This window comes from Azoarcus taiwanensis, assembly GCF_012910885.1.
In the GTDB taxonomy this organism is placed as follows: domain Bacteria; phylum Pseudomonadota; class Gammaproteobacteria; order Burkholderiales; family Rhodocyclaceae; genus Azoarcus_F; species Azoarcus_F taiwanensis.
Window position 1 is genome coordinate 78,843 of record NZ_WTVM01000001.1, and the last position, 14,264, is coordinate 93,106.

At 62.7% G+C, this 14,264-nt stretch carries 15 protein-coding genes; 8 read left to right on the top strand and 7 right to left on the bottom strand.

The features are described 5' to 3' along the window. The first annotated feature begins 63 nt into the window (after positions 1-63). Both msrP and GPA21_RS00375 read left to right on the top strand, forming a co-directional pair. Entirely contained in the window at positions 64-1,011 is a 948-nt protein-coding gene (gene msrP, locus GPA21_RS00370; RefSeq protein WP_168986240.1) for a protein-methionine-sulfoxide reductase catalytic subunit MsrP, read from the top strand. A gap of 40 nt (positions 1,012-1,051) precedes the next feature. After that, the gene (locus GPA21_RS00375; protein WP_168986221.1) at positions 1,052-1,747 is read left to right on the top strand and encodes a protein-methionine-sulfoxide reductase heme-binding subunit MsrQ; all 696 of its coding nucleotides are present in this window, start codon (positions 1,052-1,054) and stop codon (positions 1,745-1,747) included. Positions 1,748-1,765: 18 nt separating this feature from the next. On the opposite strand, the gene mog is transcribed toward GPA21_RS00375, so the two are convergent. Beyond that, complete coding sequence (gene mog / locus GPA21_RS00380; RefSeq protein WP_168986222.1) at positions 1,766-2,356, bottom strand: molybdopterin adenylyltransferase; 591 nt, start codon at positions 2,354-2,356, stop codon at positions 1,766-1,768. Further along, positions 2,353-2,928, bottom strand: coding sequence for a ribosome biogenesis factor YjgA (gene yjgA, locus GPA21_RS00385; protein ID WP_168986223.1), 576 nt, complete (start codon positions 2,926-2,928; stop codon positions 2,353-2,355). Before yjgA ends, mog begins: the two co-directional genes overlap by 4 nt. A gap of 59 nt (positions 2,929-2,987) precedes the next feature. On the opposite strand from yjgA, the gene pmbA reads away from it, so the two are divergent. Both pmbA and GPA21_RS00395 read left to right on the top strand, forming a co-directional pair. Then, the gene (pmbA, locus tag GPA21_RS00390) at positions 2,988-4,328 is read left to right on the top strand and encodes a metalloprotease PmbA (protein WP_168986224.1); all 1,341 of its coding nucleotides are present in this window, start codon (positions 2,988-2,990) and stop codon (positions 4,326-4,328) included. Between the two features lie 158 nt (positions 4,329-4,486). After that, positions 4,487-5,587, top strand: a complete 1,101-nt coding sequence (locus tag GPA21_RS00395) for a TRAP transporter substrate-binding protein (protein ID WP_168986225.1) — start codon at positions 4,487-4,489, stop codon at positions 5,585-5,587. A gap of 150 nt (positions 5,588-5,737) precedes the next feature. Here GPA21_RS00395 and GPA21_RS00400 read toward each other — a convergent pair whose 3' ends face one another. Together GPA21_RS00400 and GPA21_RS00405 are read right to left on the bottom strand one after the other, a co-directional pair. Next, positions 5,738-7,129, bottom strand: coding sequence for a TRAP transporter large permease (locus tag GPA21_RS00400; protein ID WP_168986226.1), 1,392 nt, complete (start codon positions 7,127-7,129; stop codon positions 5,738-5,740). A gap of 6 nt (positions 7,130-7,135) precedes the next feature. Further along, the gene (locus GPA21_RS00405; RefSeq protein ID WP_168986227.1) at positions 7,136-7,696 is read right to left on the bottom strand and encodes a TRAP transporter small permease subunit; all 561 of its coding nucleotides are present in this window, start codon (positions 7,694-7,696) and stop codon (positions 7,136-7,138) included. A gap of 231 nt (positions 7,697-7,927) precedes the next feature. Between GPA21_RS00405 and GPA21_RS00410 the strand changes: the two genes are divergently transcribed. From GPA21_RS00410 to ribD, 4 genes are all read left to right on the top strand, one after another. Next, complete coding sequence (locus GPA21_RS00410; protein ID WP_168986228.1) at positions 7,928-8,560, top strand: histidine phosphatase family protein; 633 nt, start codon at positions 7,928-7,930, stop codon at positions 8,558-8,560. An 83-nt stretch (positions 8,561-8,643) separates the two neighbouring features. Then, complete coding sequence (gene glyA / locus GPA21_RS00415; protein ID WP_168986229.1) at positions 8,644-9,891, top strand: serine hydroxymethyltransferase; 1,248 nt, start codon at positions 8,644-8,646, stop codon at positions 9,889-9,891. Positions 9,892-9,927: 36 nt separating this feature from the next. Next, positions 9,928-10,443 carry a transcriptional regulator NrdR gene (nrdR, locus tag GPA21_RS00420; RefSeq protein ID WP_168986230.1) on the top strand — a complete coding sequence of 172 codons (516 nt, stop codon included), beginning with the start codon at positions 9,928-9,930 and terminating at the stop codon, positions 10,441-10,443. Further along, positions 10,424-11,518: a bifunctional diaminohydroxyphosphoribosylaminopyrimidine deaminase/5-amino-6-(5-phosphoribosylamino)uracil reductase RibD gene (ribD, locus tag GPA21_RS00425; protein ID WP_168986231.1), complete on the top strand. Its 1,095-nt coding sequence runs from the start codon at positions 10,424-10,426 to the stop codon at positions 11,516-11,518. Before nrdR ends, ribD begins: the two co-directional genes overlap by 20 nt. A gap of 11 nt (positions 11,519-11,529) precedes the next feature. Here the strand turns inward: ribD and GPA21_RS00430 are convergent, their stop codons facing one another. Genes GPA21_RS00430 through GPA21_RS00440 form a run of 3 tightly spaced genes read right to left on the bottom strand, consistent with a single transcriptional unit; the run spans position 11,530 to position 14,152 of the window. Beyond that, a complete protein-coding gene (locus tag GPA21_RS00430) occupies positions 11,530-12,279 on the bottom strand; it encodes a HesA/MoeB/ThiF family protein (protein WP_168986232.1) in 750 nt (249 codons plus the stop codon). A 30-nt stretch (positions 12,280-12,309) separates the two neighbouring features. After that, positions 12,310-12,759, bottom strand: a complete 450-nt coding sequence (locus GPA21_RS00435) for a hypothetical protein (protein WP_168986233.1) — start codon at positions 12,757-12,759, stop codon at positions 12,310-12,312. A 25-nt stretch (positions 12,760-12,784) separates the two neighbouring features. Beyond that, positions 12,785-14,152 (bottom strand): S41 family peptidase, encoded by a 1,368-nt coding sequence (locus GPA21_RS00440; protein ID WP_168986234.1) that lies wholly within the window; start codon positions 14,150-14,152, stop codon positions 12,785-12,787. Positions 14,153-14,264 lie beyond the last annotated feature (112 nt).

A 14,264-nucleotide genomic window follows, 5' to 3' on the forward strand; every position in this document is an offset into this window, starting at 1 on the left:
CGAACCTTCCTGCCGCACATCGGTCGCAGTCAGGACAACGACAACGAACCGCACGGTGCCCCAATGCTGATCCGCCGCCCCGCCGATATCCTGCCCTCGGAGATCACGCCCCAAGACGTTTATCGCCACAGACGTCGCTTCATGCGCGACGCCGGTGCGCTCGCTCTGGCCGGTAGCGCGCTCGCGCTGGGCGCCTGGCCGCGAACGTCAATGGCCTCGGTGCGGAAGCTGGAGCCCTTGTTGCCGAGCGAGTTCAGTACTGACGAGGGGCTGACCGAAATCGAATCGGTAACGTCGTACAACAACTTCTACGAATTCGGCACTGGCAAGACCGATCCGATGACCCATGCACACAAGATGCAGGTACGCCCATGGACAGTTTCGGTGGAGGGCCTCGCAGCCAGAGCTCGCACTTTCGATATCGAGGACCTGCTCCGAATCGCACCGCTTGAGGAGCGCATCTACCGCTTGCGCTGCGTCGAAGCCTGGTCGATGGTCATCCCGTGGGTCGGGTTTCCGCTCTCAGCCTTGCTCAAGGAGGTCGAACCGCTGGGGAGCGCGAAGTATGTCGAGTTCGTCACCCATTACGACCCCGAGATCATGAACAGGCGTCCAATCATCGACTGGCCGTATACCGAAGGCTTGCGCATAGACGAGGCGATGCATCCGCTGACCATTCTGTCGGTCGGCCTCTATGGCCAGGTCCTGCCCAACCAGAACGGGGCGCCGATCCGACTGGTGGTACCCTGGAAATACGGCTTCAAGAGCGCCAAGTCCATCGTCACGATCCGGCTGACCGAAAACGAACCGGCCACCGCCTGGAACAAGGCGGCGCCGCAGGAATACGGCTTCTACTCCAACGTCAATCCGGAAGTGCGCCACCCTCGCTGGACCCAGGCGACCGAGCGCCGCATCGGCGAGTTGCGGCGCCGACCGACGCTGATGTTCAACGGCTACGGCGACCAGGTCGCTCACCTCTATCAGGGCATGGACCTGAAGACCTTCTATTGATCAGCCTCCGGGCCAGTCGGCGCCTGTTACCATTCGCCCCATGTCCAGTTCTTCCCTGCTCGCCGGGCTTCGCAGCCCGGCACCGGCCCTGCTTGTCGCGATTCGAATCGCAGTCTTCACCGCCTGCCTCGCGCCAGCCCTCCTGCTCGCGAATGAATGGTTCGCGATGCGTCTTGGCGCAAATCCGATCGAGGCGGTGACCCACGCCACCGGCGACTGGGCCTTGCGGATGTTGCTTATCACGCTCGCGGTCACGCCGCTGAGACGCTTCACCGGTCTGCATTGGCTGATTCGGCTACGCCGCATGCTGGGGCTGTTCGCGTTCTTCTACGCCAGCCTGCATTTCGCCGCCTACGTCTGGCTGGATCTCTATTTCGACTGGGGCGCGATCGCCCTCGACATCCTTGAACGGCCTTTCATCACCGTGGGGTTTGCTGCCTTCGTGCTGATGATCCCGCTCGCCATCACGTCCACTCAGGGCGCGATGCGCCGCATGGGCGGCCAGCGGTGGCAGGCCCTGCACCGCTCGGTTTACGGCATCGCCATCCTGGCGGTGGTGCACTACTGGTGGCTGGTCAAGGCCGACATACGAGAACCACTGATCTACGCCCTGATCCTGGCGGCACTGCTCGGCGTTCGCGCCTGGTGGCGAGAGCAGGAGCGGCGTCGTCAACTCGCCGCGATCCCCGGCTCCCCCTCTTTCAAGGGCAAAGTGATTCGTATCGTGCCCAAATGATTGCGCTCGAACCCCGGCTCACGCCTGTGGCGGTCGTAGCGCGTGTTTTGGCCGGAACACCTTGATGACGGTCTCGTCCGCCTCGACATAGGGGCCGCCGATCAGGTCGATACAGTAGGGAATCGCAGCGAACACGCCGACATGGGTGACCTTCCCGTCTGCGTTGCGCACGCCCTCGAGGGTTTCGCGAATCGACTTGGGCTGGCCCGGCAGATTGACGATCAGGCATTGCCCGCGCACCACCGCGACCTGCCGCGACAGAATCGCGGTCGGCACGAAATTGAGGCTGATTCGACGCATCTCCTCACCGAAACCCGGCATTTCCTTTTCACCGACGGCGAGCGTCGCCTCCGGGGTGACGTCACGAGGCGCGGGACCGGTGCCACCAGTGGTCAGTACCAGCGAACAGCCTGCCTCATCGACCAGCTCACGCAGTGTCCGCTCGATGGTCTCGCGGTCGTCGGGTATCAGGCGGGTCTCGGCCTGCCAGGGCGAGGTCAGCGCACTCGCCAACCAGTCACGCAGCGCGGGGATACCCTGGTCCTCGTAGGTGCCGTCGGACGCCCGGTCGCTGATCGACACCAGGCCGATGGTGATGGATTCGCTCATTGTCTCTCCGTGTCGTCTTGTTCTTCGCTTGTATCGACTGCGTCATCCGCCGAACGATCCAGATCCCGCAGTACCCGAAAAATCTCGCGGTAGGCTCGCGGCGGCTTGCTCTGCTCGCGCTCCTTGAGGGCATTGCGGCGCAAGGTCCTGAGGTGCTGGAGGTCGGCCTCCGGCCAGAGCGCGACGATTTCGCCAATGCGCTTTTCGTCCTCGAGCAAACCGTCGCGCAGCCGCTCGAGTCGATGCTGCCTGGCAACCTCGGCCTTGGAGGCGCCGCTGAATATCTCGAGCTGTGCGCGTATCGGTTCCGGGTCGATGTCGCGCATCAGCTTGCCGATGTACTGCATCTGACGCCGACGGGCCTCATGCTTCGTGAAGCGCTTGGCATCACGCACCGCGTCGAGCAGCCTGTCGGAGATCGGCACGCGCGCAAGCTGATCCGATGACAAGGCCACGAGCGCCTCGCCCAGCGCCTGCAGGGCGTGCATCTCGCGCTTTTTGCTGCTCTTGCTCGGCCCGCGGTAGAAGTCTTCGCCGTCGTCGGCATCCGACGTGGGGTGTTCGCTGCTCATCGAAAGTCTTGCCGGTTGGGTTGGGGTACCATTATAGCTTTACGACCAGCGCCCATCCCATGTCCGATCCCGGTTTCTCCTTCAGTCAGGAACACCTACGCGAAATCGCCTCGACGGTGCTCGAACACGCCCGCCACAACGGCGCAACCGCTTGTGAAACCGATGTTTCGGAAGGCTTCGGGCAAACGACCACGGTACGCAAGGGTGAGGTCGAAACCATCGAGTACAACCGCGACAAGGGTGTGGGCGTCACAGTGTATGTCGGCCAGCAGCGAGGCCACGCCAGCACCTCGGATTTCTCGCTCGAGGCGATCAAGCGCACGGTGGAGGCTGCGCTTTCGATCGCGCGCTTCACCGCGAGCGACCCCTGCGCGGGCCTCCCCGAAGAGGCGCTGCTCGCACGCGAGTCGATGGACCTCGATCTCCACCACCCCTGGCGCCTGCCTGTCGCCGCAGCGATAGAGCATGCCCGCGCGTGCGAGCAGGCGGCCTTCGACGTGTCCTCGGAGATCACCAACTCCGAAGGCGCCAGCATTTCGACCCAGGAGTCGCACTTCGTGTCGGCCAACAGCCTGGGTTTCATCGGCGGCTACGCGAGTTCGCGACACGGCGTATCCTGCTCGGTCATCGCCGGCGAGGGCGACCGCATGCAACGCGAGTACTGGTACGACTCGCGGCGGGATGCCGCAGACCTCGGCGACTTTGCAGCGGTCGGCAGGCTCGCCGGGGAGCGCGCGATCGCCCGCCTGGGTGCGCGCAAGATCGAGACCTGCGAAGTCCCGGTCCTGTTCGAAGCCCCGGTCGCGGTCACCCTGCTCGGCAACTTCGTCCACGCAGTGAGCGGAGGCGCACTGTATCGCAAATCATCGTTCCTGCTGGACAGCCTTGGCCAGCAGGTCTTCTCGCCCACGGTCACCATCCGTGAGCGACCGCACCTGCGCAAGGCCTTCGGTGTCGGCCCCTTCGACAGCGAAGGGGTCGCGACGCATGCACGTGACGTTGTGCTCGACGGGGTCCTGCAGGGCTACTTTCTTTCCTCCTACTCGGCTCGCAAGCTCGGTCTGCAGACCACCGGCAACGCAGGCGGCTCACACAACCTGTTGCTCGAACCCGGTGAGCTCGATCTCGACGGCCTCGTGCGCAAGATGGACCGTGGACTTCTCGTCACCGAACTGCTCGGCCAGGGGGTCAACTACGTTACCGGCGACTACTCGCGCGGCGCGGCGGGCTTCTGGGTCGAGAACGGGCGTATCCAGTACCCGGTGGAGGAAATCACCATCGCCGGCAATCTGGCCGAGATGTTCCGCGGCATCGTCGCGGTCGGCAACGACGGGCTCGACCGCAGCGCCAAGCACTGCGGATCATTGCTCATCGATCGCATGACGGTGGCCGGCAGCTGATTCGCATCGACAGCGCTCAAGCATCGGTAATACATTCCCGTATGTAAGGGTTTTCCGCGGTTCCGGCGTATGACTGGCGGCCTATAATCTCGGAGCGCAGTCCAACTGCCGGAAAAACTACCAACTGGAATCACATCCACTCAGAGGAGATGAGAAGCATGGATCGTCGTTCATTCATCAAGAAGGCAAGCCTGGCCGGCGCGGGTGCCGCTGCCGCCACGGTAGCAGCACCCGCGATCGCCCAGCGCCGCACCACCTGGCGCATGGTCACCACCTGGCCTCGCAACTTCCCGGGTCTTGGCGTTGGCGCACAGCGTCTGGCCGACCGCATCACCGCCGCAACAAACGGCGAACTGACGATTCAGGTCTTTTCGGCTGGCGAAATGGTCCCGGCCCTGCAGTCCCTCGACGCAGTCATCGACGGCAGCGCTGAGATGAGCCACGGTGCTGCCTACTACTGGCAGAACAAGAGCGTCGGCCTGTCCTTCTTCACCGGCGTGCCCTTCGGCATGACCAGCCGCGAGCTGGCCGCATGGGTGCGCTACATGGGCGGCCAGGAAGTCTGGGACGAAATCTACGACCAGTTCGGCCTGCAGGGCTTTTTGTCCGGCGACACCGGCACCCAGGCCGGCGGCTGGTTCCAGAACGAACTCAAGGGCGTTGAGGACATCCAGGGCATGCGTTTCCGCACACCCGGCCTTGGTGGCCAAGTCTGGCAGCGCATGGGTGCATCGGTCACCAACCTGCCGGCGGGCGAAATCTTCCAGGCTTTGCAGTCCGGCGCGCTTGACGCTGCCGAGTTCGTCGGTCCGTACAATGACCTCGCACTCGGTTTCCATCAGGTTCGCAAGCACTACTACACTTCGAGCTTCATCGAGCCGGGTCTGGCTACCGAACTCGTCGTCGACAAGGCCAAGTTCCAGGCACTTCCCGCTCATATCCAGGCGATCGTGCGCGATGTCTGCCAGGCCGAGTACGACCAGGTCGCGTCCGATTTCTACGCCAACGACCCGCGTGCGCTAGCTACGCTGATCAACAACCATGGCGTGATCACGCACTCCCACTTCCCGGACAGCATCCTCGAAGCCGGCGCCAAGGCATCCATGGACCTGCTGAGCGAGATCCGCCAGAGTGGCGACGCGCTGACCAAGAAGACGGCGGAGAGCTTCGTTTCCGCATTGAACACGCTGCGGACGCGTACCGAGGGCACCGACCTCGGCTTCCTCGAAGCACGCGAGAAGTTCTTCAAAATCAGCTGAGCGTCATCAGCAAGAGACCGACGTCACCAGAGTGTCGGTCTCACAAGAAAAAACCGGAGGCTGCCCTCCGGTTTTTTTTCGCCCGCCGACAGACGCGACGCCTCCGTCATCAAGCCGGGCGCGAACCTGTGCTCGCGCCCCGGTGAGCTATCAACGGTAGAGCACGGTCGGCAGCCAGGTCACAACCTGCGGGAAGATGAACAGCAGCGCAATCGCGACGATCTGCAGTGCGACGAAAGGCACTGCACCGCGATAGATCATCATCGTGGACACGCTGTTTGGCGCCACCCCTCGCAGATAGAACAGCGAGAACCCGAAGGGTGGCGTCAGGAAGCTGGTCTGGAGATTCACACCAATCATCACACCGACCCAGACCGGATCAAGTCCGAGTAACAACAACACCGGTGCAGTGATCGGCAGCACGATGAAGATGATCTCGAAGGTGTCGAGGATGAAGCCCAGCACGAACATGATCAGCATCACGACGATCATTGCGCCGATCGCGCCACCAGGCATGTTGCTGAGGAATTCGTGCACCAGGTTGTCACCGCCCATCTGGCGGAACACCAGCGCGAACACCGAGGCACCGAAGAGGATGATGAAGATCATCGAGGTGATCGTCGCAGTCTGGATCATCGCCTCACGCAGTACGGTGAAGTTCAGGCGCCAGCGCAGTGCCGCGAGCACGATGGCGCCCACTGCGCCCACCGATGCCGCCTCGGTCGGCGTCGCGAGACCGCCCAGAATCGAACCCAGCACGGCCACGATCAGCGCCAATGGCGGCACCAGTGCAACAAAGACTTCCTTCAAGAGGCCACGCCGTTCTTCCGGCGGCACCGGGGTGGCCGGGCAGGATTCAGGATGGAAGATCGCCTTGTACCCCACCCACAACAGGTAGAGGACGACAAGCATCAGACCGGGCAGGAACGCGCCGGCGAAGAGGTCACCGACCGAGACCGGTGTCGGCGCAAAATTGCCTTGCGCCATCTGGACCTGAGCATTGATGCCACCGAGCATGTCGCCCATGAAGATCAACACGGTCGAGGGCGGAATGATCTGACCAAGTGTGCCGGACGCACAGATCACGCCGGTCGCAAGCTTGGGATCGTAGCCTGCCCGCATCATCGCCGGCAGCGAAATCAGACCCATCGTCACCACCGTGGCCCCGACGACGCCGGTCGAGGCTGCAAGCAATGCGCCGACGATGACCACCGAAAAACCCAGACCACCACGCATGTTGCCGAACAACTTGCCCATCGTCAGCAGCAGCTGCTCCGCGATCTTGGAGCGCTCGAGCATCACGCCCATGAAGATGAACAAGGGGACCGCGACCAGCACCTCGTTGGTCATGTAACCAACGTAACGCCCAGCAAGTGCGGCGAAGTTCGACGGGTTGAAGACGTCGAGGTGATAGCCGACCAGTGCAAAAATCAGCGAGGTGCCGGCCAGTGTGAACGCGACCGGGAAGCCGAGCATCAGCATCCCGATCACACCGAAAAACATCAGGCCGGCGAGGATCTCACCCAGCAATACAGGATCCATCCCCGCTTACTCCTTGTCGTCGTATTGGTATCGAAAATCAGCCGGCACAAGATCCTCGCGGTTGGCGAGAATCAGCACCGAGCGAATCAGCATCGCCAGTCCTTGCAGCGCCACCAGAGCGGTGAACACGAACAAAAAGCTCTTTAGGATGTACAGCCCCGGCATACCGCCGACGTTCGCCGAGCCTTCCATGAAGCGCCAGGAGCGCTGCACATAGGTCATGCTGTAAGTCGTCACGATGTACATGAATGGCAACAGAAACGCGCAGACGCCGATGAGGTCGGCGATCGCCTTGCGACGATTGGACGCGGGGCGGTAAAAGATATCGACTCGAACGTGCTGGTTGCGAAACAAGGCATAACCGGCAACCGCAGTGAACATCGCACCATTGAGCCAGACGTAGAGATCCTGCATCCACAGTCGCGTGGTCGAGAACAGATAGCGTTCGACCACGACCGCGAAGCAGACCAGAACAATCCCGAGGGCCAACGTGGAAAATACGTTGCCAACGATCTTGTTCACCATGTTGATCGCGCGCATCAGAAACGCGAGAATTTTGAGCACCATCGCCCCCCCTTGACCGAGCAAAACCCGCGACCGCTCGCGTTTTCAACGACTTGTGAAAAGGCAAAAACCGCCGCCGATTTTGCCAAAGCGCGGATTCTAGCCTAGATTCACGGTTTCGAAGGGCGAAGGGTGCGCGTTTACCGGGCTCGACGCCATCAGGGAAAACACCAAGAAACCAATGGCATGCGTCACCACCCCTCACACGATCAGCAACGGCCTGAGTACTCGTCGATGACTACGACGCTTTGCCTGGTGCGCCACGGCGAGACCCCATGGAACGCCGAGCGCCGCCTGCAAGGGCATCTCGACGTTCCCCTCAACGATCACGGCCGCATACAGGCCCGCGCGACCGGGGCCATGCTGAATGGCAAGCACTTCGACGCGGTCTACAGCAGCGATCTTGCCCGCGCTTTGGAGACCGCGCGCAGCATCGCCGGTGACACCGTTCCGACTGCACTGCCGGCGCTTCGCGAGCGCCACTACGGCAGCTTGCAGGGGCTGACCTACGAGGAGGCGAAACAAAGGCTACCCGAGGCCTATGCCGCCTTCGAAGCGCGCAACCCGAGCTATGCCTTCCGGGGCGGAGGAGAGACTCTTCTGGCTTTTCGCTCGCGAGTGGAAAGCACACTGCATTCGCTCGCGCAAAGGCACGTCGGGCAGCAGGTCCTGGTCGTCACTCATGGCGGCGTGCTCGACATCGTGCACCGCCTGGTCACCGGCAAATCACTCGAGTCGCCACGCGACTTCAAGATCCCGAATGCCGCATTGAACTGGGTCGAGCACGGCCCTGAGGGCTGGGCGCTGATCGCGTGGGCCGAGACCATGCATCTGCCCGCTTCGCGCGACGAGCTTCCCAATTCCTGACCTGCAGTACCGATGCACGCCGCGACCGGAGTCGCGTGATAGAATTTGCCGTTTATTTTCTGCCACTCCCGGACTCGCTCCCCATGTTCTCGTCCCAAGACACCATCGCCAAGACCGACCCCGAACTGTGGACCGCCATTCAGGCGGAGAACCGCCGCCAGGAAGATCACATCGAGCTCATTGCTTCGGAGAACTACGTCTCTCATGCGGTCATGGAGGCGCAGGGCTCGCAATTGACCAACAAGTATGCCGAGGGGTATCCCGGCAGACGCTACTACGGCGGCTGCGAGTATGTGGATATTGCCGAACAGCTCGCAATCGAACGAATCAAGGCCTTGTTCGGCGCCGAAGCCGCAAACGTACAGCCCAACTCCGGCTCTCAGGCCAATCAGGCGGTGCTGATGGCCTTCGCCAAGCCTGGCGACACCATCATGGGCATGAGCCTCAGCGAAGGCGGACACCTGACTCACGGGATGCCGCTCAACATGTCCGGCAAGTGGTTCAACGTCGTCGCCTACGGTCTCGATGCCAAGGAAGAGATCGACTACGACGCAATGGAGCAACTTGCCCGCGAGCACAAGCCGCGCATCATCGTCGCCGGCGCGTCGGCCTATTCGCTGCGTATCGACTGGGAGCGCTTTGCGCGCATCGCCAAGGAAGTGGGCGCAACCTTCTGGGTGGACATGGCCCACTATGCAGGCCTGGTCGCAGCGGGCTGCTATCCCAACCCGGTGCCCCACGCCGACGTCGTTACCTCGACCACCCACAAGACGCTTCGTGGCCCGCGAGGCGGCATCATCCTGATGAAGGCCGAGCACGAAAAGGCGATCAATTCCGCCATCTTCCCGGGCCTGCAGGGCGGCCCCCTGATGCACGTGATCGCGGCCAAGGCAGTGGCTTTCAAAGAGGCGGCCGAGCCCGATTTCCGCCGTTACCAGGAACAGGTAATCGCCAACGCCCGCGTGATGGCCCGCGTGTTGTCCGAGGAGCGCGGGATGCGCATCGTCTCCGGTCGCACCGAGAGCCACGTGTTTCTGGTCGATTTGCGCGCCAAGCGCATTACCGGCAAGGAAGCCGAGGCTGCGCTTGGTCGGGCCCATATCACGGTCAACAAGAACTCGATTCCAAACGACCCCGAGAAGCCCTTGGTGACATCCGGCATCCGTCTCGGTTCGCCGGCGATGACCACCCGAGGTTTCACCGAGATCGAGTCCGAGCAAGTTGCTCATCTGATCGCCGACGTGCTGGACGCACCGACGGACGAGGCGGTGCTCGAGAAAGTGCGCGGCAAGGTCGCTGAGCTTTGCGCCCGCTTCCCGGTTTACGGCTGAACCCTGGCGCCCGAACCGTAAAGCCGCACAGCGCGCATGAAGTGCCCTTTCTGCGGTGACCCGAACACTCAGGTCACCGACACCCGGGAAAACGAAGACGGCGACGTCGTAAGGCGTCGTCGGCGCTGTGTCGCCTGTGACAAGCGCTTTACGACCTACGAACGCATCGACCTGAAGATGCCGCACATCGTCAAGCGTAACGGCAACCGCAGCGAATTCGATCACGCCAAGCTCTCCGGCAGCATGAAGCTGGCGCTTCGCAAGCGTCCGGTCGCGAGCGAGGCGGTCGAGGCTGCAATCGGGCGCATCGAGGCCCGTCTGCTCTCCATGGGCGAATCGGAGGTCGCGAGCGAAAAAGTCGGTGAGCTCGTCATGCGCGAACTGAAGAAACTGGACAAGGTCGCGTACATCCGTTTCGCATCCGTTTACCGCAACTTTGCCGATGTCGACGAGTTCTCCGAAGTGATTCGCGAGGTTCAGGCGCGACCACGTCGTCCTCGCGGATCTCGCAAGAACGAACAAGCGCCCGAAGATGACCTTTTCGGCAGCTGACCATGCCGCAATGGCTCAGGCGTTGCGCCTTGCTGCCCGCGGGCTGAACACCACCACGCCCAATCCCAGAGTCGGCTGCGTCATCGTCCGGGATGGTCTCGTCGTCGCCGAGGGCTGGCATGAACGGGCCGGCGAGCCACACGCAGAGATCCTCGCCCTCGCAGCGGCGGGCGAGCGCGCGCGAGGCGCAACGGCCTACGTCACACTCGAGCCATGCTCCCATTTCGGTCGGACACCACCATGCGCCGACGCCCTGATCGATGCAGGCGTCGCACGCGTCGTGGCCGCAATGGGCGACCCGAATCCACTGGTATCCGGGCGCGGCATGGAGCGGCTGCGTGCGAGCGGCATCGTCGCCGAGCTCGGCCTGCTCGAGAGCGAGGCGCAGGAACTCAACATTGGTTTCGTGTCGCGAATGAGCCGCGGTCGTCCATGGTTGCGACTCAAGGCAGCGGCAAGCCTGGACGGCAAGACAGCGCTCGCCAATGGCGTCAGCCAGTGGATCACCGGCGCCGAAGCACGACGCGATGGTCACGCCTGGCGCGCACGAGCTTGCGCAGTACTGACCGGTATAGGCACCGTACGCGAGGACGACCCGCGCCTGAATGTGCGCGATGTGGCTTGCGAGCGCCAACCGCTCAAGATCCTCATCGATGCGAGGCTCGAGATTTCACCGCAGGCGCGCCTGCTCGAGAATGGCGGCTGCCTCATCGTCACCGCCACCGACGACCCGGCAAAATCCGCCCGTCTGCGCGACCTCGGCGCCGAGCTTCTGGTCCTGCCGAACGCAACCGGCAAGGTCGATCTGCCACGATTGATGCGCGAACTTGGAGAGCGGGGATTCAACGAAATCCACGTCGAAGCCGGACTCAAGCTCAATGGATCGCTGTTGCGCGAAAACTGTGTTGACGAAATCCTGCTCTACATCGCGCCAATGCTGGTCGGCGATCAGGCGCAAGGCCTGTTCAACCTGCCGGCGCTGACCTCGCTCGCAGGGGCGACAAAGCTCCACATACGTGACCTGCGACAGATCGGCAGCGACTTTCGCATCATCGCCCGGCCAGGCGTCCAGTAAGCTGCCCGGCTTTAATCCGCGCCGCAGACCGCACAGTCGGGATCGCGGCCAAGGGAGATGCTGCGCCACTCCATGCCCAGGCCGTCGAGCAACAGCAGACGTCCGTCCAGGGACACGCCACAACCCACGATAAGCTTGAGCGCCTCGGCAGCCTGAGTGGCGCCGATGATGCCAGTCAGGGGTGCGAAAACGCCCATGACCGCGCAGCGCACCTCCTCGACATCCTTGCCCTCCGGAAAGAGACAGTGATAACAGGGACTATCCGCGCGCCGCAGATCGAAAACCGATACCTGTCCGTCGAAGCGTATGGCGGCACCCGAGACCAAGGGTTTTCGATGGTGCGCGCAGGCACGATTGATCGCATGGCGCGTCGCAAAATTGTCGCAACAGTCGAGCACCACATCAGCGATCCGGACCTGGGCGTCGAGCGCGTCGCCCTCGAGTCGGGCATGCACGGTCTCCACATTGACGAGCGGATTGAGGCGCAACAGGCTCTCGCGCCCTGATTCGACCTTGGGTCTGCCGACAGTCGCCTCGCTGTGGAGAATCTGCCGCTGCAGGTTGGTCAGGTCGACATCGTCGTCGTCACACAGCACGATGGTTCCCACCCCGGCTGCCGCGAGATACATACACGCGGGCGACCCGAGCCCGCCGGCACCGACCACCAGCACCCTCGACGCGAGCAAGGCCTCCTGACCTTCTACGCCGATCTCGGGAAGCAGGATATGACGGCTGTAGCGCAGAAGCTGTTCGTCGTTCATGAGCAGACCCGGCAAGACGCGTGATGCGCCCTACTTGTATTCGCGCAATTCAGGCGGCGTATCGTCGCGATCGCCGTGCGGATGCTGGTCGTACACCTTGATGTAGACCTCGTTCGACTTCTTGATCAGGCGCTCGGGAGACTCCAGGTTGTGGCGCTGGGTTTCTTCGCAGAAATAGACGAGCGCACGCACGAGCTTGGCGTAGAGCGAGTTATCGAGATGGAATCCGGCCTCGCGCAGCGCATCCTCGAGAATCTCGAGCGAGTAGTCGAGGATCGAATAGCGCACGATGAGGCTCAGCGCGCGCTCACCTGGCGAAACCACCACCCCCTTGAGCATGCGCAGGGACTGCAGTGCCTGCGCCACCTGGCCGGGCGGCATCTTGGTAAAACGGATTTCGCGTTGCTTGTCCAGGCCGGCGCCCGCAACCGGATGATTGTGGTTGCGGCCTGCCAGCTTGTAAGCGGTTTCCCGACGCATGGCGCGCCCCTATGTGCCTGAGCTATCAGTCGTTATTCTGACCGATGTCCTCACCCTTGAGAAGCGCAATCGCCTTCGCGAGTTGGTAGTCGTCGGGGCCGCCCATCTCGAACCGGGGCATCTGGCTTTGCGCCTGACCTTCGTCATCCTCCGGACTTGCTTCCGGCTCCGCGCGCGAGTCGCCCCGCCCGTTTCCGAGATACCCCTGGAGATCGGCCTCGCGCATCCGCCGCGCCGAGCCATTCTCGGTCTCCTCGACGAGGATGTCGGGCTCGATGCCGGTCGCCTGGATCGAGCGACCGCTTGGCGTGTAATAACGCGCAGTGGTGAGCTTGATCGCAGCGTCGTTGTTCAACGGCAGAATGGTCTGCACCGATCCCTTGCCGAAGGTACGGGTGCCCATCACGATCGCCCGTCCATGGTCCTGCAGCGCACCGGCAACGATCTCGCTCGCCGACGCCGAACCTGCATTGACCAACACCACCATCGGCACCTCGCGGGCCTCATCGGGCAGCCGCCGGATGAAGTCACCACGGCGCCCGCGGAGGTAATCCTCCGGGGAGGCACGGTATTCGCGACGCGCATCCGGAGCGCGACCATCGGTGGTCACCACCAGCGTGTCGCGCGCCAGGAAGGCAGCAGACACCCCGATTGCACCGTGCAGCAAACCGCCGGGGTCGTTGCGCAGATCGAGCACCAGCCCCTGCAGCGGCCCCTCGGTATACAAGCGATTCAGATGATCGACCACAGACTCTGCGGTGTTCTCCTGAAAGTGGGCCACGCGGAGGTAGCCGAAACCGGGTTCGATGATCCGCGAGCGGACGCTCTGCACCCTGATGACTTCGCGCGTAATCGTGAATTCGAGCGGTGCGGATTCGCCCTGACGCATGATGGTCAACGTGATCTGGGTATTCGGCTTGCCCCGCATACGCTTGACCGCATCGCTGAGAGTCATGCCCTTCACCGGTGTGTCGTCCAGCTTGACGGTAAGATCTCCAGCCAGAATGCCGGCCCTGAAGGCGGGCGTATCTTCGATTGGCGACACCACCTTGACGAAGCCATCTTCCATGCCGACCTCGATGCCAAGGCCACCGAACTCGCCCTGAGTACCCTCGCGCAACTCCCGGAAGCCCTCTGCGTCAAGATAGGCCGAGTGCGGATCGAGGTTGCTCAGCATGCCGCTGATGGCATGATTGATCAGGGTGCGATCCTCTACCGGCTCGACGTAACCCTGCTTGATTGCATTGAAAACGTCGGTGAAGGCCCGCAGCTCTTCGACCGGCAGCGGCGCCAGCACCGAGCGGTCGGCGCTGGCCGAGAAGTTCAGGCTGATCAGAATGCCGGCAATGACACCGGTCAGGACCAGACTCAGTTTTTGAAGCTTGCTGCGCATGACAATCCCATCCATTAAAGCGCTTCCGACAGCCCTCACCGACTCAGCGAACCCTGATCCACTGCATCGGATCGACCGGCTGCCCCTTGTGCCGGATCTCAAAGTATAAACC